Origin of the sequence: Streptomyces sp. NPDC019224 (genome assembly GCF_040632605.1) — a bacterium.
Lineage (GTDB): Bacteria > Actinomycetota > Actinomycetes > Streptomycetales > Streptomycetaceae > Streptomyces.
On sequence record NZ_JBEYCF010000003.1, the window covers coordinates 166,461 to 186,810 of the forward strand.

Genomic DNA, 20,350 nt, shown 5'->3' on the forward strand with positions numbered 1-20,350 from the left:
GGGCGCTCGCGCGGTCTACCCTTCACGACACTTTGTCCCCGTATGTGAGGAGAGGGCCATGCAGAAGGTCACCACGTTCCTGTGGTTCGAGAAGGACCGGATCGAGGAAGCCGCCGACTACTACGTCTCCGTCATCGGCGGCGACTCGCGCGTCCTCGACGTCACCCGCTGGACCGCCGCCTCCCCCGGCGAGGAGGGCAAGGCGATGACCGTGCGGTTCCAGCTGGACGGCGCGGAGTACGTCGCGTTCGACGGCGGGCCCGAGTTCCCCTTCACCGAGGCCGTCTCGCTCTCCGTGGAGTGCGACTCGCAGGAGGAGGCGGACCGGCTGTGGGACACGCTCACCTCCGACGGCGGCCAGGAGAGCCAGTGCGGCTGGCTCAAGGACAAGTACGGCCTCTCCTGGCAGATCGTCCCGCCGGGCCTCGATGACGCCCTGACCGACCCGGACCCGGAGAAGGCCGCCCGCGCGATGAAGGCGATGCTCGGCATGAGGCGCCTGGACGTCGAGGCCCTGCGCAACGCCTGAGACCCGCGCGGCCCTGTTCGGCCCCGTCCCTGTGCGCCACCCGGGGGAGCGTGCGGCCCCGGGTGGCGGTGTCGGGGCCGCGGCCCTTGTTCGTACTGGCAGGATCCGGCGCCATGCAGCCAGTACGACAAAAGGAAAAAATGACCATGAATGGTCGCGAGCCGGGTGCGTTGACGGGCGGGTGGCAGCGGGTGCGGCGGGGGCGCGGCCGCCCGCGGCGCCGGCCGGGTTGCGCGGTGCTGGCCGCGCTCCTGGTCGCCGCCGCGGCGTCGGGTTGTGCGGCCGGGGACGGAGACCCGGGCGCGGCCCGGGGCGCGAAGCCCCAGGCGGGTCGGGAAGGCGGGCCGGCGGAGCCGGTGGCCGGGGCGCTGGGCACCCGCGCGGCGCAGGCGGAGAAGGCGAAGCTCGCCCAGGCCGCCCGCGCGGTCGCCGCGAAGAAGTGGGGCCTGGCGGGCCCGCCGCTCGCGGCGCCCGTCCCGCCCGCGAAGAAGCCGCACCTCACGACCCGTAAGGGCTTCGAGGTCGAGGGTCAGGACGACTCGCTGCCGCCGGTCTTCACCAGGGTCCCCACCAAGGACAAGGTCGTCTTCCTGACGATGGACGACGGGGGTGACAAGGACCCCGAGCTGCTGAAGATGATGTCGGAGCTGAACATCCCGTACAGCGCCTTCCTCAGCGACTACCTGGTGCGCGACGACTACACGTACTTCAAGGACGCCCAGGCCCGCGGGGTCGCGCTCCACAACCACACGCTCAACCACCGCTACCTGCCGGGCCTGTCCTACGAGGAGCAGAAGCACGAGATCTGCGGCCAGCAGGACGTCATCGAGCAGCAGTTCGGCAAGCGGCCCCGGATCTTCCGGCCGCCGTACGGCAACTACAACACCGACACCCTGAAGATCGCCAAGTCCTGCGGCATCACCGCCGTGCCCCTGTGGGAGGCGGAGGCGTTCCCCGACCGCATGGAGTGGCGCGGGGAGGACCAGGACCTGCACCCCGGCGACATCATCCTCACCCACTTCCGCGGCAAGGAGGAATGGAAGGGCAGCATGCCCGACCTGATCCGGTCCGTCATGAAGGTCGTCACGGACAAGGGGTACGCCGTGGCCCGCCTGGAGGACTACGTGTAGGGAAGGGCGCACCCGCCGCCGGCCGGTGCGCTCCTGCCCGCCGGGGCGCACACGCGGGTGGCCCCGGGCGCGGAGTCCGCCTCGCCGGGGGCGTTGTGCCAGGTCATCAGGGTCAGGACGCACAGCAGGAACGCGCCGATCAGCTGGATGACGCCCGCGATCGGCAGCCCGTGGCGCAGCAGCACCATCCCGATCAGGCAGGCCACCGCCGTGCCGGTGGCGAGGACGAGAGTGCCGGACCAGTCCATCCCGGACGGTCCGGCCTCCGCCGTGTCCGGGTTCGGGGGCCGGGGTTCGGAGCCCGCGTACACGTACACGAAGACCGCGCAGAGCACCGCCTCCAGGGCGATGAGCAGCAGGCCGAGCACCACGTCGAGGCAGCCGGTCAGTACCGCCCCCGGACGCGAGGGGGCCGGGCGGTCCGTGCCGGAGATCCGTATGCGCATGCCACCACCGTCCACCGGAACGGACCGGGCGGGCCCCGTGTTGTCCCTACGGTGTCCGGAACGTTGCGCAGCCGCAGCCGCAGCCGTACGGGCCGGAGGTCCCGCGTACGCCATGAGGGGCGGGAATTGGCACTCCGCTTGACCGAGTGCTAATCGCGGTCATAGTCTCAGTGCTGGCACTCCCCACTGGAGAGTGCCAGCAGTACTGTGCGACCGGCAGGTCCGGCACCCGCGACGACGGGCCCACCTGGTCGCCATCCCAAAGACTGTTAAACCCCGTGAGATCTCCGAAGGGGGAGACCGGATCGTGTCGACCGCCAGCTCCAAGGTTGCGATCAAGCCGCTCGAGGACCGCATCGTGGTCCAGCCGCTCGACGCCGAGCAGACCACGGCCTCCGGCCTGGTTATTCCGGACACCGCCAAGGAGAAGCCCCAGGAGGGCGTCGTCCTGGCCGTGGGCCCGGGCCGCTTCGAGAACGGCGAGCGCCTGCCGCTCGACGTCAAGACCGGCGATGTCGTGCTGTACAGCAAGTACGGCGGCACCGAGGTGAAGTACAACGGCGAGGAGTACCTCGTCCTCTCGGCCCGCGACGTGCTCGCGATCATCGAGAAGTAATTCACCCACGTTTGCTTCTGTTCTGCGCCCCTGGCCCCCTGTGCGAAATGACTAGCCGGGCGGCAGGGGCGCAGTTCTTGTTTTGAGAGGACAGTTCAGCTCCATGGCGAAGATCCTGAAGTTCGACGAGGACGCCCGTCGCGCCCTCGAGCGCGGCGTCAACAAGCTTGCCGACACGGTGAAGGTGACGATCGGCCCCAAGGGCCGCAACGTCGTCATCGACAAGAAGTTCGGTGCCCCCACCATCACCAACGACGGTGTCACCATCGCGCGCGAGGTCGAGCTGGACGACCCGTACGAGAACCTCGGCGCCCAGCTGGTGAAGGAGGTGGCGACCAAGACCAACGACGTGGCCGGTGACGGCACGACCACCGCCACCGTCCTCGCCCAGGCGCTCGTCCGCGAGGGTCTGCGCAACGTCGCCGCCGGCGCCTCCCCGGCCGCCCTGAAGAAGGGCATCGACGCCGCGGTCAAGGCCGTGTCCGAGGAGCTCCTCGCGACCGCCCGCCCGATCGACGACAAGTCCGACATCGCCGCCGTCGCCGCGCTCTCCGCGCAGGACGCCCAGGTCGGCGAGCTCATCGCGGACGCCATGGACAAGGTCGGCAAGGACGGTGTCATCACCGTCGAGGAGTCCAACACCTTCGGTCTGGACCTCGACTTCACCGAGGGCATGGCCTTCGACAAGGGCTACCTGTCCCCGTACATGGTGACCGACCAGGAGCGTATGGAGGCCGTCCTCGACGACCCGTACATCCTGATCCACCAGGGCAAGATCGGCTCGATCCAGGAGCTGCTGCCGCTCCTGGAGAAGGTCATCCAGGCCGGTGGCTCCAAGCCGCTGCTGATCATCGCCGAGGACGTCGAGGGCGAGGCCCTGTCGACCCTGGTCGTCAACAAGATCCGCGGCACGTTCAACGCCGTCGCCGTCAAGGCGCCGGGCTTCGGTGACCGCCGCAAGGCCATGCTCGGCGACATCGCCACCCTCACCGGTGCGACCGTCATCGCCGAGGAGGTCGGCCTCAAGCTCGACCAGGCCGGTCTGGACGTGCTGGGCACCGCCCGCCGCGTGACCGTCTCCAAGGACGACACCACCATCGTCGACGGCGGCGGCAAGGCCGACGAGGTCGCCGGCCGCGTCAACCAGATCAAGGCCGAGATCGACGCCACGGACTCCGACTGGGACCGCGAGAAGCTCCAGGAGCGCCTGGCGAAGCTGGCCGGCGGTGTCTGCGTGATCCGCGTCGGTGCCGCCACCGAGGTCGAGCTCAAGGAGAAGAAGCACCGTCTGGAGGACGCCATCTCCGCGACCCGCGCCGCGGTCGAGGAGGGCATCGTCTCCGGTGGTGGCTCCTCCCTCGTCCACGCCGTCAAGGTCCTGGAGGGCAACCTCGGCAAGACCGGCGACGAGGCCACCGGTGTCGCGGTCGTCCGCCGCGCCGCCGTCGAGCCGCTGCGCTGGATCGCCGAGAACGCCGGCCTCGAGGGCTACGTCATCACCTCGAAGGTCGCCGAGCTCGACAAGGGCCAGGGCTTCAACGCCGCGACCGGCGAGTACGGCGACCTGGTGAAGGCCGGCGTCATCGACCCGGTCAAGGTCACCCGCTCCGCCCTGGAGAACGCCGCGTCCATCGCGTCGCTGCTGCTCACGACCGAGACCCTGGTCGTCGAGAAGCCGGCCGATGAGGAGCCGGAGGCCGGCGGCCACGGCCACGGTCACTCCCACTGACGCACGGCTGACCGCGTGAAGCGGTGAAGGCCCGGTCCCCCGCGCGGGGGACCGGGCCTTCGCGTTGCGCGGACGCTACGCGGAGCGGCCGAGCGCCGCCGGGTGCACCGGGTCCGCGAACGGCCGGCCCTGCGCGTACCGCTCCAGCTCGTCCAGTGCGTGGTCCGTCATCCGGTGCAGTTCGTTGCCGAGGGAGCCCGCCACATGCGGGGTCAGAAGCACATTCGGCAGCTCGTACAACGGGGATTCGGCGGGCGGCGGTTCGGGGTCCGTCACATCCAGTACGGCGTGCAGCCGGCCCGGGACCAGTTCCCGCAGCAGGGCCGCCTCGTCGATCAGGGAACCGCGGGCCGTGTTGATCAGCGTCGTCCCGGTGCGCATCAGCGACAGCTGGCGGGTGCCGATCATGTGGTGGGTCTCGGGGAGTTGGGGAGCGTGCACCGAGACGACGTGGGCGCGGGCGCACAGCTCGTCCAGGGTGACCGGTTCGACGCCCAGCCGAGCCGCCTCGTCGGCGGTGACGAAGGGGTCGTACAGCAGGACCCGCAGGTCGAAGGGGCGGAGCAGTTCGATGACGCGGCGGCCGATGCGGGAGGCGCCGACGACGCCCACCGTACGGTGGTAGTTGCCCGCCCCGTCCAGTTCGGCCCGCCAGTCGTGGTCGGCGCGGACCTCGCGGTAGACGTGGGCGGAGCGCAGGACGCGCTTGTTGGCGAGCAGGATCGTGGCGAGGGTGTACTCGGCCACGGGCAGGGCGTTGGCCCCGGCCGCCGAGGAGACGGCCAGGCCGCGTTCCCAGCAGGCGTCCGTGACGTGGTGCTTGACCGAGCCCGCCGCGTGGACGACCGCCTTCAGCCGGGGCGCGGCGGCGAGGACCTGAGCGGTGAGCGGGGTGGCGCCCCAGCAGGTGAGGAGGACGTCGGCCTCGGCCAGGGCGGCGGCGACGCGGGGGGCGGGGGCGGCCAGGTCGTGGGCGACGAGGGTGGGGTCCGTACGGGCGAGGGCGGTGAGCCGGGCGCGGTGGCGCGGCTCGAAGAGGCGCTCGTAGATGTCCGGGCCCATCGCGAGCAGGACCGACGGCCGGTGGTCAGGTGTGGGCTGCATGGGTGGCTTCCTCGTAGACGCGGTGGGCTACTTGACGCTGCCGGCGGTGAGCCCGGCCTTCCAGTGCCGCTGCAGGGAGACGAAGGCGACGATCAGGGGGATGACGGCGAGGAGGGACCCGGTGACCACGAGCGGGTAGAAGCTGGGCTCGCTGTGGGTGTTGGTGTTCCAGGAGTACAGGCCGAGGCTCAGCGGGAAGAGCTCGCGGTCCGAGAGCATCACCAGCGGGAGGAAGAAATTGTTCCAGATTCCGGTGAACTGGAAGAGGAAGACGGTCACGAAGCCCGGCATCATCATCGGCAGACCGATGGAGAAGAAGATGCGCAGTTCGCCCGCTCCGTCGATGCGGGCGGCTTCCAGCGCCTCGGCCGGGATGTAGCCGGCGGCGAAGACCCGGGCGAGGTAGACGCCGAAGGGGTTCACGAGGACGGGGATCAGCACCGACCAGTACGTGTTGACGATGCCGATCTTGCTGGCCAGCAGGTACATGGGCAGGGCCATGGCCGTCGTGGGGACGAGCACACCGAGCAGCACCAGGCCGAAGAGCTTCTCCTTGCCCCGGAACTCGTACTTGTCGAAGGCGTATCCGGCCGCGACGCAGATCAGCGAGCAGACGGCGGCCCCGACCCCCGCGTACAGCAGGCTGTTCCCGTACCAGCGGAAGTAGACGCCGTCCCCGTACGAGGCGATGTCCGAGAGGTTCTTCGAGAGGTCGAAGCCCTTGAAGGAGAAGGTGTCCCCGGAGAGCAGCGAGCCCGTGTCCTTGGTGGCGGCGGTGAGCAGCCAGACGAGCGGGAAGAGCATGTAGAGGACGGCCAGGAGCAGGGCTCCGTTGACGGCCGCCTTCGACAGCCAGAGGTTCTTGCGGGTCGTGGTGCTCATGCGTGTGCGCCCTTCCGGCCGGTGAGGCGGGTGACGACGAAGGACAGCAGGGCGGCGGTGAGCGCGAGGAGTACGGAGGCGGCGGCCGCGAGTCCGAAGTCGTTGCGGGAGAAGGCCGCGGTGTAGGCGTACATGTTCGGTGTCCAGGAGGAGGAGACGGCGGACCCGGAGCCGGTGTTGAGGATCAAGGGTTCGGTGAACAGCTGGAGCGAGCCGATGATCGTGAAGAGCACGACCATCAGGACCGAGGTGCGGATCAGCGGGAGCTTGATGCTGAACGCGATGCGCGGGCCGCTCGCCCCGTCCACCGTGGCCGCTTCGAGCACGGAGCGGTCGATGGCCTGCAGAGCGGCGTAGAAGATCACCATGTTGTAGCCGAGCCACTCCCACAGCGCGATGTTCACGATGGACGGCAGCGCGCCACTGGGCGAGAAGAAGTCGAAGCCGATCCCGCCGGAGTGCATCGCGGAGACGACGGGGCTGAGGCCCGGCGTGTAGAGGTACAGCCAGACCATCGCGGCGATGATGCCGGGCACGGCGTGCGGCAGGAACAGCGCGAGCTGGAAGAAGCGCTTGGCGCGGGCGAGCGCCGAGTCGAGCAGCAGTGCCAGGGCGAGGGCTCCGCCGACCATCAGCGGGATGTAGATGACGCAGTAGCCGAGAAGGACGAGGAAGCCCTCGCGGAAGACCCGGTCACCCAGCGCCGCCGTGTAGTTGCCGAGTCCGGTGAAGACCGTCTCGGATCCGCCGAAGCCGAGCCCCGACTGCTGTTCGGTGAAGAGGCTGAGCCAGACCGCGTAGCCGATCGGGATCAGCATCACGGCGGTGAACAGGACGAAGAACGGGGTCAGCAGGGTCGCGGCGGCGCGGGTGCGGGCTTTCATCCGGTCAGCCCTCGACCTTCAGGCCGCGCTTGGTCAGCTCCGCGACGGTCGCGTCATGGGCGGCCTTCACCGCGTCGGGGATGGTGGAGCCGCCACCGGCGACCTTGCCGAACTGGTCCTTCAGGGTGGTGTTGGTGGTACCCATCGAGGGGCCCCAGGTCCAGCCCTGCTTGATGGCGGCGCCGCCGTCCTCGAAGACCTGGTAGATGTCCTGGCCGCCGTAGAACTTGGTGTCGAAGGCGTTCTTCGCGGCCGGGCGCAGGGCGAGCGCGGCCGGGAACGCGCTGGACGTTCCGGAGGAGATACGGGCCTTGATGCCGTCCTCCGTGGTGGTCATCCAGGTGGCGAACTCGACGGCCGCCGCCGCCTTCTCGCTGTTCTTCGGCACGGCGAAGGTGGTGCCGCCGAGCATGCCGCCGGCCGGCTTGCCGTCCCACGTCGGTATCGGGGCGGCGGCCCACTTCCCGCTCTGCTCGGGCAGCGTCCCGCCGAGGACGCCGCCGCCCCAGGAGGCGCCGAGGTAGCCGATGGTGCCGCCGGTCTTCAGGGAGTTGGTCCAGGCGGGGGAGAAAGAGGCGTCGGTGCGGACCAGGCCGTCCTTCACCAGGCCTTGCCAGTAGTCGGCGACCTTGGTGGTGGCGGCGTCGGAGGTGTTGACCTTCCAGGTGTCGCCGTCGGCCTTGAACCACTGGGCGCCGGCCTGCCAGACCATCGCCTCGAAGGTGGTCGGGTCATCGGGGAAGAAGGTGCCGATGCGGGCCTTGGAGTCGGCCTTCTTGACCTTCTCGGCGGTGGCCTTGAAATCGTCCCAGGTCTTGGGCACCGCGATGTCGTACTTGGCGAACAGGTCCTTGCGGTAGAAGAAGGCCTGCGGCGCGGCGTCGAAGGGTACGGCCCAGCTCTTGCCGCCGAGCGTCGTCTGCTCGATGGCCTGCGGGAGGAACTTCTTCTTGACGTCGTCGGTCAGGTACTCGCCGATGTCCTGGAACCCGCCCTGGCTGACGTACTCGGGGAGCGTCGGGTACTCGACGGAGACCAGGTCGGGGGCGTTGCCCGCCTTGATCGCGTTGGAGATCTTGGCGTAGCCGCCGGCGGTGCCGGACGGGGTCTCCTCGAACTTCACCCGGATGTTCTTGTGCGAAGCGTTGAACGCGTCCACGACCTCCTTGGTGCCCTTGGCCCATCCCCAGAAGGTGATGGTCACGGGCTTGGCGGCGGTGCCCGTGCCGCCGCCGGAGGAGTCGTCGTCGCTGCCGCCGCAGGCCGTGACGACGGCGAGGGCGGTGACGGCCCCGGCTATGGAAAGAGTCGTTCTGCTCCAACTGCGGTTCACGGCGAAGCTCCTGAATCAGCGGCGACATTGACGTTGGGCGTGATCCTTGGCCCAGCGATGTCCGAAGTCAAGAGCGAAAGATTGATTGATCGAGAAAAGATCAGAACGTTATCGAGTGGTCGAAGCTCGTACCCGCAGACGCGGCAGCAGCGCAAGATGCCGGCCGGGCTCGTCGCCGTCCTGTCCGGAGCCGAGTCGGCTGACCAGCAACTCCGTTGCGTATCGCCCGATGTGGCGCTTGGGTGGGCTGACCGCGGTGAGCGGGATGTCGCCGAGGGCGGCCACCTCGTCGTCGTACGCGATCACTGCCAGGTCATCGGGGACGCGCACGCCCAGGTCGGACAGACGCTGGATCAGGTGGATCGCGTCCACGTCGTTGTGCACCAGCGCGGCCGTGGCCCGGCCGGAGACCACCGCGTCGCGCACCTCCCGCACCGCCTCGTCGAAGCGGGCCGGGTCGACCTCGGGGCCGGACGTCCCGATCATCGCCGGCGCACCGGTGTGCCCCAGCACCGCCAGCGCGTCCTCGTAGCCCGACCGCACCGCCAGCGCGGTCGGGCTGTCGGCGCGGGCGACGAGCAGCGGGGTGCCGTGGCCCAGGCCGACCAGGTGGCGCACGGCGAGCAGCACCCCGTGCCGGTGGTCGGAGCAGACCCGGTCCAGGTCGTCGAGGGGCGATCCCGGCGCCGGGGTGCGCTCCAGCAGCACGGTGGGCACCGGCAGCCGGGCCATCCAGTCCCCGTACGCCGCCTGGTCCTCGGCGCCCCGCCAGGCCGGGGCGATGAGCAGCCCGTCGGCCCCGGAGGCGAGCAGTCCCTCGGCGCGCGCCCTGTCCTCCTCGGGGCGGTAGTCGGAGATCCGCAGCACCAGCCGGGCCCCGGCGCGCGCGGCGGCCTCGTGCGCGCCGCGGATGACCTCGGCGAAGTAGTACGTCGCCGAAGGCGCGATCAGCCCGATCACCGGGCCCCCGGCCGGTCCGGACACAGCCGGGGCGGACGCGTCCCGGGGCCAGGAGACCGACCCGTGGACCCGGTCGAGCAGCCCGCGCTCGGACAGCGCCTCGACATCGCGGCGCACCGTGACGGGGGAGACCCCCAGCCGGTCGGCCAGGTCCGAGACGCGGGCCGAGCCGCGTTCCCGTACCAGGGCCAGAAGTCGGTCGTGACGTTCAGCGGCACTCTCACGCACGGCGGCAGTCCCCTTGCAAATCGCGATGTGATGGCTCGGCCGGCCGGACCCCAGGGCTTTCGGCGCGGGTCGGGCGGATCAGGGAGCGGGTCGACCCGCACCAGGGACCCTAATGCAGCGTGATCGATTGACGGAAGTTTCGATCATTCGCTACTTCCCCATTGACGTTCGATCAACCCGCGGTTCAGGATTCCCGGCGACGCCGAAGTCCGCCTCCAGGGGAGCATCATGCCCACGACGAGTCCGTACACGGGCCGTATCCGTGCCGATTGGGAGCAGGCGGCCGACCGACTGCTGTTCGCGGTACGCCCCTACGCCTCGCCCCGGCACAGCCGCATCGACCTCCCCGGCTCCCGCCCCAGCTGGTCAGGACCTCTTTCCGACGGTCTCGAAGGCTATGCCCGCACCTGGTTGCTCGCCTCGCTGCGGATCGCCGGAGCACGGGGCGAGGACCCGTGCGGCCACCTCGGCCGCTACGCCGAAGGACTCGCCGCCGGTACGTCGGACCCCGCGGGCAGCCCCGACGCGTGGCCCCGGATGGTCGGCACCCCCCAGGCCGTCGTCGAATCCGCCTCCGTCGCGCTCGGTCTGCGCCTCACCCGCCCCTGGCTCTGGGAGGCCCTCGACGACCGCACACGGCAGCGCGCCGTCGACTGGCTGCTCCCCGCCCTCGCCCCCTCCCCGGTGAACAACAACTGGTGGCTCTTCGGTCTCACCGTCGCGGGCTTCCTCCAGGAGGCGGGCATCGAGACCGACCGGGCCCGGCGGACCATCGACCGCGCGCTGGAACGCATTGAGGACTGGTACCTGGGCGACGGCTGGTACAGCGACGGCCCGAACCGTTCCTTCGACCACTACAACGCCTGGGCGATGCACTTCTACCCGGTCCTGCACGCCCACCTGGCGGGCGACCGGGACCTCCTGGACCGCTACGGTCCCCGCCTGCACCGCCACCTCGACGACTACAGCCGCATGTTCGGCGCGGACGGCGCCCCGGTGCCGTTCGGCCGTTCCCTCACCTACCGCTTCGCCGCCGCGGCCGCCCCCTGGCTCGGCGCGCTGACCGGCCACACTCCGCTCACCCCGGGCGCGACCCGCCGGCTCGCCTCGGGAACCCTCCGCTACTTCCTCGACCGCGGTGCCGTCGACCGGGACGGCCTCCTCACCCTCGGCTGGCACGGCGCCCACGAGCCGATGATCCAGCCGTACTCGGGCCCCGCGTCTCCGTACTGGGCCTCCAAGGGCTTCCTCGGTCTGCTGATGCCACCGGACCACCCCGTCTGGACGGCCGACGAGGAGCCGCTGCCCGCCGAGACCGAGGACGCCGTGACCACCCTCGGGCCGACCGGGATGCTCCTCCAGTCCACCGCCGCGGACGGCCTGGTCCGCCTCCACAACCACGGCTCGAACCACGTGGGCGACGACGAGGACCCCGGCTACGCCCGCTTCGCGTACTCCACCCGCTCCGGCCCCACACACGGCGACGCCGAGCGGGACAACCACTTCGCGCTGATCCTCGACGGCGAACCCACCCGCCGCCTCACCGCCGACCCCCTTGGCACGGGCCCCGGCCGCGCCGTCTCCGCGCACACCCCGCACCCCGGCGTCCGCGTCGTCTCCGCCATCCTCGTCCACGGCCGCGCGGAGGTCCGCGCGCATCTGGTCACCGACGCCCCCGACGGCACGCCCGTACGCCAGACGGGCTGGGCCCGGTGCGACCGGACGGTCACCGCCCAGCTCCACCCGGTCCACGGCTACGCCACCGGCGTCCGCCGGCTCCCCGGCGGACCGACCATGTTCGGCGAGACCTCCGAACTCCTCGCCGTCGACGGCGTCACCACCGGGCCCCGGTCCCTCTTCGTGGCCCTCGCCTCCCTCACCGGGGAGGCCGACCCGGCCCCCGTCTCCACCCTCGCGGACATCCGCGTCCACAGCCCCCACGAGATCCATGTGACCTGGCACGACGGCACCACCGCCGTGCTCCGCATCCCGGAGGAATCAGAGGAATCATGAGCCGCCGACACACCCTCCTTGTGACCGCAGCCCTCACCGCTCTCGCGGCCACCGCACTGGCCACCCCCGCCCAGGCCGCCCACCCCCGGCCGGGGGGAGCCTTCTACGTCGACTGCGCGGCCACCGCCCCCGGCGACGGCTCCCGCCACCACCCCTGGACCACCCTCGACGACGCCAACGCCCACACCTTCGGCCCCGGCGACCGCCTCCTCTTCCACCGCGGCTCCACCTGCACGGGCACGCTCACGCCCCGGGGCGCGGGGTCGGCCGCGGCGCCCGTCACCGTCTCCGACTACGGCAGCCGCAGCGCACCGCGCGCCGTGCTCGACGGGGCCGGCGCGCACGACGTGATCCTCCTCGCCGACACCCAGCACTACCGCGTCTCGAACCTGGAGATCACCAACCCCGCCGCCCCCGGCACCGAGCGCAACGGCATCCGGCTGCGCCTCACCGACTACGGCACGGCCCGCGGCTTCGAGCTCGACCACCTCTACATCCACGACGTCCGCGGCGGCGACTTCAAGACCCTCACCGGCTCCAGCGCCATCCACATCGCCGTCGAGGGCACGACCCGGGCCAGCAGCTACGACGGCCTGGACATCCACCACAACCTCATCGAGGACGTCGACCGCGAAGGCGTCTACTTCAAGTCGACGTTCTCCAAGCGCGACCTGGTCGGCAATCAGCAGGACCCCCAGGCGTTTCCGGGCGACTGGACGCCCTCCACGCACGTCCGGATCTCGTACAACACCCTGAGGTCCATCGGCGGCGACGGCATGAAGCTCGACACCACCGCCGGCGCCCGCGTCGACCACAACCGGGTCGACGGCTTCCAGCTGCGTTCGCCCTCCGCCAACGCGGGCATCTGGACCTTCAACACCGATGACACCACCGTCGAGTACAACGAGGTCTCGGGCGGCGGCAACACCCACGACGGCATGTCCTTCGACGCCGACGGGGCCTCGCGGCGCACGGTCTTCCAGTACAACTACAGCCACGACAACAAGGGCGGCTTCCTGCTCGTCTGCCCGTACAGCGGAGCCAAGACCGTCGACACGGTCGCCCGCTACAACGTGAGCCGCAACGACGGGGAGCGCCTGCTGCAGAACTGCTGGGGTCCCATCCTCAACACGCAGGTGTACAACAACACCTTCGTCAACTCGAAGGACACCGTGCCGAAGTACCTGGTGCAGGACGACAACAGCAGCCCGGCCACCACCGTCCACGAGCAGCACATCACCAACAACCTCTTCGTGAGCGAGGACACCGGCGGCTACGGCTTCACCCACCCGACGTCCGGTCTGGCCTTCGACCACAACGCCTTCCACGGTGTCACGATGACCCGCCCGAACCCGGGCGGCATCACCGTCGACCCGCTGCTGCGCGACGACTTCAGGCTCGGCGCGGGCTCGCCGGCCCTCGCCGCGGGCGCGGTCGTCGAGAACAACGGCGGCAAGGACTACTTCGGGAACCGGCTGAAGCCCGGCGCCCCCAACATCGGCGCCTACGCGGGCCGCGGCGTGAAGTAGCCCCGGCCCCCTCTACTGCGGCCCGTACTTGCGGCCTGTTCGCGAGGTGAGCCCGCCGAGCAGGCCGCGAGGCGCCAGCTTCACCGCCCCCATCAGGACCTTGTAGCGCGGGTCCGGGATCGACACCGACTTCCCGCGCGCCAGGTCGGTGAGCGCGGCGCTCACCAGCTTGTCCGCGTCGAGCCACATCCAGCCGGGGATGTTGCCCGTGCCCATCCCGGCCCGCTGGTGGAACTCCGTACGCACGAAGCCGGGGCACAGCGCCATCAGCCGCACCCCGGACCCGGCCAGGTCCTTCGCCGCGCCCTGGCTGAACTGCACGACCCACGCCTTGGACGCCCCGTACGTGCCGCGCGGCACGAACGCCGCGACCGAGGCCACGTTGACGATGCCGCCCCTGCCGCGCTTCCGCATCCCGGCCGCCGCCGCGGAGGTCAGCCGCAGCACCGCCTCGCAGTGCACCTTCAGCATCGCCAGCTCGTCGGCCATCGGGACTTCCAGATAATGGCCCTTGTTTCCGAAGCCTGCGTTGTTCACCAGGAGGTCGACCGGCCGTCTGGCGTCACCGAGGCGTTCCTCGACCGCGCCGATCCCCTTGTCCTCGGACAGGTCGGCCCTCAGCACCTCGGCCTCGATGCCGTGCCGGTCGTGCAGCTCGGTCGCCTGTTCGCGCAGCCGCCCGGTGTCCCGGGCCACCAGGACCAGGTCGTACCCGTCGGCGGCGAGCCGCCGGGCGAAGGCGGCGCCGATGCCCGCCGTCGCGCCCGTGATCAGTGCAGTCGTCATACGCGGCACGTTAGTGCCCCGCGCGGGGAGCCGGACCCCCCGCTCTCAAAGCCGGTACGTGACAACTCGCCGCTTCCCCAAGACTCGCTTATGCTGGGCAGGTGATCGAAGCCCGCCACCTCCGCGTCCTGCGCGCCGTGTCCGCCACCGGCTCCTTCTCCGCCGCCGCCCGCGAACTGGGCTGCACCCAGCCCGCGGTCAGCCAGCAGATGAAGGCGCTGGAGTCCTCCGCGGGAACCCCGCTGCTGATCCGTACGGGCCGTGAGATGCGGCTGACGCAGGCGGGCGAGGCGCTGGTGCGGCACGCGTCCGGCATTCTCGCCGGACTCACGGCCGCCGAGGAGGAGGTGGCCGCGATCGCCGGACTGCGAGCCGGCCGGGTCCGTCTCGTCTCGTTCCCCAGCGGCAGCTCGTCCCTGGTCCCCGGCGCCCTCGCCGCGCTGCGGGCCGCCCACCCCGGGACGCGGGTCTCCCTGGTGGAGGCCGAGCCGCCCCGGTCGGTGGAGATGCTGCGCGACGGCGACTGCGACATCGCCCTCGCCTTCCGGTACGGCGAACCGGGCACCGAGTGGGACGACCTGGTGGTGCGCCCGCTGCTCACCGACCGGCTGACCGGCCTCGTCCCCGAGGGCCACGCCCTGGCGGACCGGGACTCGGTGGGCATCGCGGAACTCGCCGGGGAGTCCTGGATCGCCGGGTGCCCGCGGTGCCGCAGGCAGCTCGTGGAGGTGTGCGAGGAGTCCGGCTTCACCCCGCGCATCGACTTCGCCACCGACGACTACCCGGCGGTGATCGGGCTGGTCGGCGCGGGCCTGGGTGTGGCCGTGCTGCCGGCGCTGGCCGTCGAGTCGGTACGCCCGCGGGGGGCCAGGAGCGTCACGGTGGAGCCGGCCGTCGAGCGCGAGATCGTCGCGCTGACCCTGCCCGATCTGGCGCGGGTCCCGGCCGTCGCGGCCACCCTGGACCAGTTGGCCCTGGCGGCTGCCCGCTGAGGGGTGCGCGCCTGCGTGAATGCGTGGGCGGGCGGGTGATGAAACGTTTTTGTGCCGGTGTGGGGGGCGGGCTGCCGGTCAGCCGTGTCCGGGCGGGGACGCGGGAGCCGCGGCCGTGATCAGCCGGTTGCGGGCGCGTCCCATCAGCTCCTCGCGCTCGTCCTCGGTCAGTCCGCCCCACACGCCGTAGGGCTCGCGGACGGCCAGGGCGTGGGCCGCGCACTCGGCGCGCACGGGGCAGCGCATGCACACCTCTTTCGCGGAGGTCTCGCGGGCGCTCCGGGCGGCTCCGCGTTCGCCCTCGGGGTGGAAGAAGAGCGAACTGTCGACCCCGCGGCAGGCTGCCAGCAGCTGCCAGTCCCACAGATCGGCGTTGGGTCCGGGAAGGCGGGAGAAATCGGCCATTGCTTGTCCCCTCGAAACCGTGCTGAGTCGGAAACGTCGTCGTTCGTCGTGGACCGTGTGCGTCGTGACCGTGTCCGTCGTGGGCGGGTGCTCGTCGATGACCGTGTACAAGACCGTACATCTACGGTGCTAGTAGATGTAAATATGACTGATTGCGAATCTAGCCACAGACACCACCAAAAGGGAAGAAATCCCGCTAAATGGGGCATGGGTTCACCAAAAGTTCCGGTTGACGGCCGGGCGACCCGTGGCGCTCTCCTCCGTGAGCGCTTACTCACGTAGAGTGCCGAACTCGGTCTTCCGACCCGTAACTCTTTCGAGTGACCATCGTTGAGAGGGCGGAGGCGGTTGACAGAAAGAGCGATCGGGCAGATGTCCGAGAGCGTCAACCGCACAGGTGACGACTTGTAACAGCCTGGAGGCTCAAGGTGACGCGCATCAGCTGCGGAGGGCGGTCATGACATCCGTCCTCGTCTGTGACGACTCCCCGCTTGCCCGAGAAGCGCTCCGTCGCGCGGTCGCGACCGTGCCCGGCGTCGAGCGTGTGACGACGGCCGCCAACGGCGAGGAAGTCCTCCGCCGCTGGGGGGCCGACCGTTCGGATCTGATTCTCATGGACGTACGCATGCCCGGTCTCGGGGGGGTGGAGACGGTCCGTCGGCTGCTCTCCGCCGACCCGGGCGCCCGGATCATCATGCTGACCGTCGCCGAGGACCTGGACGGCGTCGCGCTCGCGGTCGCCGCCGGCGCCCGCGGCTATCTGCACAAGGACGCCTCCCGGGCCGAGCTCCGGGCGACCGTCACCCAGGCCCTGGCCGACCCGACCTGGCGGCTCGCCCCGCGCCGGCTGCGGTCGGCCGAGATGGGTGCGGCGCCCACGCTCACGGCCCGCGAGATCCAGGTCCTCGAAGGGATGAGTCACGGCCGCTCCAACGCGGAGATCGGCCGTGAGCTGTTCCTCTCCGAGGACACGGTGAAGACGCACGCCCGGCGGCTGTTCAAGAAGCTCGGCGCATCGGACCGGGCCCACGCGGTGGCGCTCGGCTTCCGGTGGGGCCTGGTCCGCTGACGCCAGCCCCGGGGCCTGCCCGGCGGGCCGGGGCCGGCGGCCCGGGCGGGGGTGCGGCGCGAGCCGTACCCCGCCGACGGAGCCCGCCGATCCGGCGGTATGTGACGCTTCCCGGCCGATGCCGCATCCTTGAGGCGTGGAGTTCCTCGGGAACGATTCGGTCGAGCGGAAGGGGAGGGCGCAGGACATGACTTCCGGCGCACCCGCTCATAACGCTTCGGTGCACAACTACGGACGCGGTGCCGCGGATGAAGCGGGGCCGGGGCACCATGGTCCGATGCGCGACGACGGAACGACGGTGATCGGTGCCCTGGTGCACCGCGCCGTCGAGGGCGACGCGCAGGCCACCCACGATCTGCTGGCCCACGTCCACCCGCTGGCCCTGCGCTACTGCAGGTCCCGGCTGAACCGGCTGCCGGGTGACGCTCGTCACTTCGTCGAGGACCTGGCACAGGAGGTCTGCGTGGCGGTGCTCATGGCGCTGCCGCGCTACAAGGACACGGGCAGACCCTTCGAGGCCTTCGTCTTCGCCATCGCCGGTCACAAGGTGGCCGACCTCCAGCGCGCCGCGATGCGGCACCCGGGGTCGACCGCCGTGCCCTCCGACGAGATGCCGGAGCGGCCGGACGACTCGCTCGGGCCCGAGGAGCGCGCGCTGCTCAGCAGCGACGCCGCCTGGGCCAAGAAGCTCCTCGCCAACCTGCCGGAGAACCAGCGCGAGCTGCTCGTGCTGCGCGTCGCCGTCGGGCTGACCGCCGAGGAGACCGGGCAGATGCTGGGCATGTCCCCGGGCGCCGTCCGGGTCGCGCAGCACCGGGCGCTGAGCCGGCTGCGGGCCCTCGCGGAGCAGTGAGCCGGAAAGCCGGCCGTTCCGTAGGAAGCTACAGAACCTGCGGGTGACCCTGCTCGTGGAATGAGACGCCTCCAGAGGCCGTTAGCATGGACATCCGCACCGATCAAGGCCATTTGGGGAAGGTGTCATGACTGCAAACGTCGACGGAGTGCCCGAGAAATTCGCGACGCTCGGGCTGACGTACGACGACGTGCTGCTGCTGCCGGGCGCATCCGAAGTGCTGCCCAACGCGGTCGACACCTCGACGCTCATCTCCCGCAACGTACGCGTGAACATCCCGCTGCTGTCCGCGGCGATGGACAAGGTGACCGAGGCCCGCATGGCCATCGCCATGGCCCGGCAGGGCGGCGTCGGCGTGCTGCACCGCAACCTGTCGATCGAGGACCAGGTCAACCAGGTCGACCTGGTCAAGCGGTCCGAGTCCGGCATGGTCAGCGACCCGATCACGGTCGGCCCGGACGCCACGCTCGCGGAGGCCGACGCGCTCTGCGCCAAGTTCCGCATCAGCGGTGTCCCGGTCACCGACCCGGCGGGCAAGCTGCTCGGCATCGTCACCAACCGCGACATGGCGTTCGAGTCCGACCGCACGCGCCAGGTGCGCGAGGTCATGACGCCGATGCCGCTGGTCACGGGCAAGGTCGGCATCTCCGGCGTGGACGCCATGGAGCTGCTGCGCCGCCACAAGATCGAGAAGCTTCCGCTGGTCGACGAGGCGGGCCTGCTCAAGGGCCTCATCACGGTCAAGGACTTCAAGAAGGCCGAGCAGTACCCGAACGCGGCCAAGGACGCCGACGGCCGGCTGCTCGTCGGTGCCGCCGTGGGCGCCAGCCCGGAGGCGCTCGACCGCGCCCAGGCGCTGGCCGGGGCGGGCGTGGACTTCCTGATCGTCGACACCTCGCACGGCCACAACAGCAACGCCCTCAACTGGATGACCAAGATCAAGTCGGCCGTGAACGTGGACGTCATCGGCGGCAACGTCGCGACCCGCGACGGCGCCCAGGCCCTGATCGACGCCGGCGTGGACGGCGTCAAGGTCGGCGTCGGCCCCGGTTCGATCTGCACCACCCGCGTGGTCGCCGGCATCGGCGTCCCGCAGGTCACCGCGATCTACGAGGCCGCGCTGGCCGCCCGCGCGGCGGGCGTCCCGGTCATCGGCGACGGCGGCCTGCAGTACTCCGGCGACATCGGCAAGGCGCTCGCCGCCGGCGCCGACAGCGTGATGCTGGGCTCGCTCCTCGCGGGCTGCGAGGAGTCCCCGGGCGAGCTGCTCTTCATCAACGGCAAGCAGTTCAAGTCGTACCGCGGCATGGGCTCGCTGGGCGCGATGCAGTCCCGCGGCCAGGGCCGCTCGTACTCCAAGGACCGCTACTTCCAGGGCGAGGTGTCGTCCGACGAAAAGCTGATCGCCGAGGGTATCGAGGGCCAGGTGCCCTACCGCGGCCCCCTCGCCAACGTGCTGTACCAGCTCGTCGGTGGTCTCCGCCAGACGATGGGGTACGTGGGCGCGGCCTCCATTGGCGAGATGGAGAGCAAGGGCCGCTTCGTGCGGATCACCTCGGCGGGTCTCAAGGAGAGCCACCCGCACGACATCCAGATGACGGCCGAGGCACCGAACTACAGCAAGAAGTAACGCGACAGCGCAGGTGAGGGGCGGTCCGGGGTTCCCGGGACCGCCCCTCACCCATGTGTCGGGGATACTGGACACGCAGACGCAGAGGGAAAGGCCACATCATCGTGACTGAGATCGAGATCGGGCGCGGCAAGCGCGGCCGCCGGGCATACGCATTCGACGACATCGCCGTCGTCCCGAGCCGCCGGACCCGCGACCCGAAGGAGGTCTCGATCGCCTGGCAGATCGACGCCTACCGCTTCGAGCTGCCGTTCCTGGCCGCCCCCATGGACTCCGTGGTGTCCCCGCAGCACGCCATCCGCATCGGCGAGCTCGGCGGCCTCGGTGTGCTCAACCTGGAAGGGCTGTGGACCCGGCACGCCGACCCGCAGCCGCTGCTCGACGAGATCGCCGAGATGCCCGTCGAGTCCGCCACCCGCCGGCTCCAGGAGATCTACTCCGCCCCCATCCAGGAGGAGCTGATCGGCCAGCGCATCAAGGAGGTGCGCGACTCCGGTGTCGTCACCGCCGCCGCGCTCTCCCCGCAGCGCACCGCCCAGTTCTCCAAGGCGGTCGTCGACGCGGGCGTGGACATCTTCGTCATCCGCGGCACGACGGTCTCCGCCGAGCACGTCTCGGGCGCGGCCGAGCCGCTGAACCTGAAGCAGTTCATCTACGAGCTGGACGTCCCGGTGATCGTCGGCGGCTGCGCCACGTACACCGCGGCCCTGCACCTGATGCGCACCGGCGCGGCCGGTGTCCTCGTCGGCTTCGGCGGCGGCGCCGCGCACACCACGCGCAACGTGTTCGGCATCCAGGTCCCGATGGCGACCGCCGTGGCCGACGTGGCCGGCGCCCGCCGCGACTACATGGACGAGTCCGGCGGCCGGTACGTGCACGTCATCGCGGACGGCGGCGTCGGCTGGTCCGGCGACCTGCCGAAGGCCATCGCCTGCGGCGCGGACGCCGTGATGATGGGCTCCCCGCTGGCCCGCGCGACGGACGCGCCGGGCCGCGGCCGGCACTGGGGCATGGAGGCCGTCCACGAGGACGTGCCGCGCGGCAAGCTGGTCGACCTCGGCTCGGTCGGGACGACGGAGGAGGTCCTCACGGGTCCCTCGCACACCCCGGACGGCTCGATGAACATCTTCGGCGCGCTGCGCCGGGCGATGGCGACCACCGGCTACAGCGACCTCAAGGAGTTCCAGCGCGTCGAGGTGACGGTCGCGGACTCCCAGCACCGCCGCTGAGCG

General features: G+C 70.7%; 19 protein-coding genes. 11 read left to right on the top strand and 8 right to left on the bottom strand.

Features of this window, described 5'->3' with window-relative positions; translation table 11 throughout:
* Nucleotides 1-58: 58 nt before the first annotated feature.
* Both ABZ564_RS03415 and ABZ564_RS03420 read left to right on the top strand, forming a co-directional pair.
* The gene (locus tag ABZ564_RS03415) at nucleotides 59-529 is read left to right on the top strand and encodes a VOC family protein (RefSeq protein ID WP_360848702.1); all 471 of its coding nucleotides are present in this window, start codon (nucleotides 59-61) and stop codon (nucleotides 527-529) included.
* 170 nt (nucleotides 530-699) lie between these two features.
* Complete coding sequence (locus ABZ564_RS03420) at nucleotides 700-1,659, top strand: polysaccharide deacetylase family protein (protein ID WP_360848899.1); 960 nt, start codon at nucleotides 700-702, stop codon at nucleotides 1,657-1,659.
* Here ABZ564_RS03420 and ABZ564_RS03425 read toward each other — a convergent pair.
* Entirely contained in the window at nucleotides 1,650-2,105 is a 456-nt protein-coding gene (locus ABZ564_RS03425) for a DUF6234 family protein (RefSeq protein WP_360848705.1), read from the bottom strand. The two genes, ABZ564_RS03420 and ABZ564_RS03425, sit on opposite strands and share 10 nt — an antisense overlap.
* A 307-nt stretch (nucleotides 2,106-2,412) precedes the next feature.
* Between ABZ564_RS03425 and groES the strand changes: the two genes are divergently transcribed.
* The gene (groES, locus tag ABZ564_RS03430) at nucleotides 2,413-2,721 is read left to right on the top strand and encodes a co-chaperone GroES (protein WP_018101172.1); all 309 of its coding nucleotides are present in this window, start codon (nucleotides 2,413-2,415) and stop codon (nucleotides 2,719-2,721) included.
* Between the two features lie 103 nt (nucleotides 2,722-2,824).
* Nucleotides 2,825-4,450: a chaperonin GroEL gene (gene groL / locus ABZ564_RS03435; protein ID WP_360848708.1), complete on the top strand. Its 1,626-nt coding sequence runs from the start codon at nucleotides 2,825-2,827 to the stop codon at nucleotides 4,448-4,450.
* A 75-nt stretch (nucleotides 4,451-4,525) separates the two neighbouring features.
* Here groL and ABZ564_RS03440 read toward each other — a convergent pair whose 3' ends face one another.
* From ABZ564_RS03440 to ABZ564_RS03460, 5 genes are all read right to left on the bottom strand, one after another.
* Nucleotides 4,526-5,554, bottom strand: a complete 1,029-nt coding sequence (locus tag ABZ564_RS03440; protein WP_360848711.1) for a hydroxyacid dehydrogenase — start codon at nucleotides 5,552-5,554, stop codon at nucleotides 4,526-4,528.
* 27 nt (nucleotides 5,555-5,581) lie between these two features.
* The gene (locus ABZ564_RS03445; RefSeq protein WP_360848714.1) at nucleotides 5,582-6,436 is read right to left on the bottom strand and encodes a carbohydrate ABC transporter permease; all 855 of its coding nucleotides are present in this window, start codon (nucleotides 6,434-6,436) and stop codon (nucleotides 5,582-5,584) included.
* Nucleotides 6,433-7,320 carry a sugar ABC transporter permease gene (locus tag ABZ564_RS03450; protein WP_360848717.1) on the bottom strand — a complete coding sequence of 296 codons (888 nt, stop codon included), beginning with the start codon at nucleotides 7,318-7,320 and terminating at the stop codon, nucleotides 6,433-6,435. The genes ABZ564_RS03445 and ABZ564_RS03450 overlap by 4 nt, the downstream gene beginning before the upstream one ends.
* A gap of 4 nt (nucleotides 7,321-7,324) precedes the next feature.
* Nucleotides 7,325-8,653, bottom strand: coding sequence for a sugar ABC transporter substrate-binding protein (locus ABZ564_RS03455; protein ID WP_360848720.1), 1,329 nt, complete (start codon nucleotides 8,651-8,653; stop codon nucleotides 7,325-7,327).
* A gap of 108 nt (nucleotides 8,654-8,761) precedes the next feature.
* Nucleotides 8,762-9,841: a substrate-binding domain-containing protein gene (locus ABZ564_RS03460; protein WP_360848723.1), complete on the bottom strand. Its 1,080-nt coding sequence runs from the start codon at nucleotides 9,839-9,841 to the stop codon at nucleotides 8,762-8,764.
* Nucleotides 9,842-10,069: 228 nt separating this feature from the next.
* Here ABZ564_RS03460 and ABZ564_RS03465 point away from each other — a divergent pair, with 228 nt between their 5' ends.
* Entirely contained in the window at nucleotides 10,070-11,854 is a 1,785-nt protein-coding gene (locus tag ABZ564_RS03465; RefSeq protein WP_360848726.1) for a DUF2264 domain-containing protein, read from the top strand.
* A complete protein-coding gene (locus ABZ564_RS03470) occupies nucleotides 11,851-13,383 on the top strand; it encodes a right-handed parallel beta-helix repeat-containing protein (protein WP_360848729.1) in 1,533 nt (510 codons plus the stop codon). The genes ABZ564_RS03465 and ABZ564_RS03470 overlap by 4 nt, the downstream gene beginning before the upstream one ends.
* 12 nt (nucleotides 13,384-13,395) lie before the next feature.
* Here ABZ564_RS03470 and ABZ564_RS03475 read toward each other — a convergent pair whose 3' ends face one another.
* Nucleotides 13,396-14,169 carry an SDR family oxidoreductase gene (locus ABZ564_RS03475; RefSeq protein WP_360848732.1) on the bottom strand — a complete coding sequence of 258 codons (774 nt, stop codon included), beginning with the start codon at nucleotides 14,167-14,169 and terminating at the stop codon, nucleotides 13,396-13,398.
* Nucleotides 14,170-14,270: 101 nt separating this feature from the next.
* On the opposite strand from ABZ564_RS03475, the gene ABZ564_RS03480 reads away from it, so the two are divergent.
* Nucleotides 14,271-15,161 (top strand): LysR family transcriptional regulator, encoded by an 891-nt coding sequence (locus ABZ564_RS03480; RefSeq protein ID WP_360848734.1) that lies wholly within the window; start codon nucleotides 14,271-14,273, stop codon nucleotides 15,159-15,161.
* A gap of 78 nt (nucleotides 15,162-15,239) precedes the next feature.
* Here the strand turns inward: ABZ564_RS03480 and ABZ564_RS03485 are convergent, their stop codons facing one another.
* A complete protein-coding gene (locus tag ABZ564_RS03485; RefSeq protein ID WP_018101161.1) occupies nucleotides 15,240-15,566 on the bottom strand; it encodes a WhiB family transcriptional regulator in 327 nt (108 codons plus the stop codon).
* Nucleotides 15,567-16,023: 457 nt separating this feature from the next.
* Here ABZ564_RS03485 and ABZ564_RS03490 point away from each other — a divergent pair, with 457 nt between their 5' ends.
* From ABZ564_RS03490 to ABZ564_RS03505, 4 genes are all read left to right on the top strand, one after another.
* Nucleotides 16,024-16,635 carry a response regulator transcription factor gene (locus ABZ564_RS03490; protein WP_003948568.1) on the top strand — a complete coding sequence of 204 codons (612 nt, stop codon included), beginning with the start codon at nucleotides 16,024-16,026 and terminating at the stop codon, nucleotides 16,633-16,635.
* A gap of 277 nt (nucleotides 16,636-16,912) precedes the next feature.
* Nucleotides 16,913-17,488, top strand: a complete 576-nt coding sequence (locus ABZ564_RS03495; protein WP_018101160.1) for a sigma-70 family RNA polymerase sigma factor — start codon at nucleotides 16,913-16,915, stop codon at nucleotides 17,486-17,488.
* Nucleotides 17,489-17,615: 127 nt separating this feature from the next.
* Nucleotides 17,616-19,118 (top strand): IMP dehydrogenase, encoded by a 1,503-nt coding sequence (gene guaB / locus ABZ564_RS03500; protein ID WP_360848739.1) that lies wholly within the window; start codon nucleotides 17,616-17,618, stop codon nucleotides 19,116-19,118.
* A gap of 104 nt (nucleotides 19,119-19,222) precedes the next feature.
* Nucleotides 19,223-20,347: a GuaB3 family IMP dehydrogenase-related protein gene (locus ABZ564_RS03505; protein ID WP_007453079.1), complete on the top strand. Its 1,125-nt coding sequence runs from the start codon at nucleotides 19,223-19,225 to the stop codon at nucleotides 20,345-20,347.
* The last annotated feature ends 3 nt before the right edge of the window (nucleotides 20,348-20,350 follow it).

What these genes read in the sequence shown, in the direction of transcription:
- ABZ564_RS03445 (WP_360848714.1), bottom strand. Translation starts at nt 6,436, where the DNA reads ATGAGCACCACGACCCGCAAGAACCTCTGGCTGTCGAAGGCGGCCGTC.
- ABZ564_RS03490 (WP_003948568.1), top strand. Translation starts at nt 16,024, where the DNA reads ATGACATCCGTCCTCGTCTGTGACGACTCCCCGCTTGCCCGAGAAGCG.
- ABZ564_RS03485 (WP_018101161.1), bottom strand. Translation starts at nt 15,566, where the DNA reads ATGGCCGATTTCTCCCGCCTTCCCGGACCCAACGCCGATCTGTGGGAC.
- ABZ564_RS03425 (WP_360848705.1), bottom strand. Translation starts at nt 2,105, where the DNA reads ATGCGCATACGGATCTCCGGCACGGACCGCCCGGCCCCCTCGCGTCCG.
- guaB (WP_360848739.1), top strand. Translation starts at nt 17,616, where the DNA reads ATGACTGCAAACGTCGACGGAGTGCCCGAGAAATTCGCGACGCTCGGG.
- ABZ564_RS03440 (WP_360848711.1), bottom strand. Translation starts at nt 5,554, where the DNA reads ATGCAGCCCACACCTGACCACCGGCCGTCGGTCCTGCTCGCGATGGGC.
- ABZ564_RS03495 (WP_018101160.1), top strand. Translation starts at nt 16,913, where the DNA reads ATGCGCGACGACGGAACGACGGTGATCGGTGCCCTGGTGCACCGCGCC.
- ABZ564_RS03450 (WP_360848717.1), bottom strand. Translation starts at nt 7,320, where the DNA reads ATGAAAGCCCGCACCCGCGCCGCCGCGACCCTGCTGACCCCGTTCTTC.
- groL (WP_360848708.1), top strand. Translation starts at nt 2,825, where the DNA reads ATGGCGAAGATCCTGAAGTTCGACGAGGACGCCCGTCGCGCCCTCGAG.
- ABZ564_RS03465 (WP_360848726.1), top strand. Translation starts at nt 10,070, where the DNA reads ATGCCCACGACGAGTCCGTACACGGGCCGTATCCGTGCCGATTGGGAG.
- ABZ564_RS03475 (WP_360848732.1), bottom strand. Translation starts at nt 14,169, where the DNA reads ATGACGACTGCACTGATCACGGGCGCGACGGCGGGCATCGGCGCCGCC.
- ABZ564_RS03415 (WP_360848702.1), top strand. Translation starts at nt 59, where the DNA reads ATGCAGAAGGTCACCACGTTCCTGTGGTTCGAGAAGGACCGGATCGAG.
- ABZ564_RS03470 (WP_360848729.1), top strand. Translation starts at nt 11,851, where the DNA reads ATGAGCCGCCGACACACCCTCCTTGTGACCGCAGCCCTCACCGCTCTC.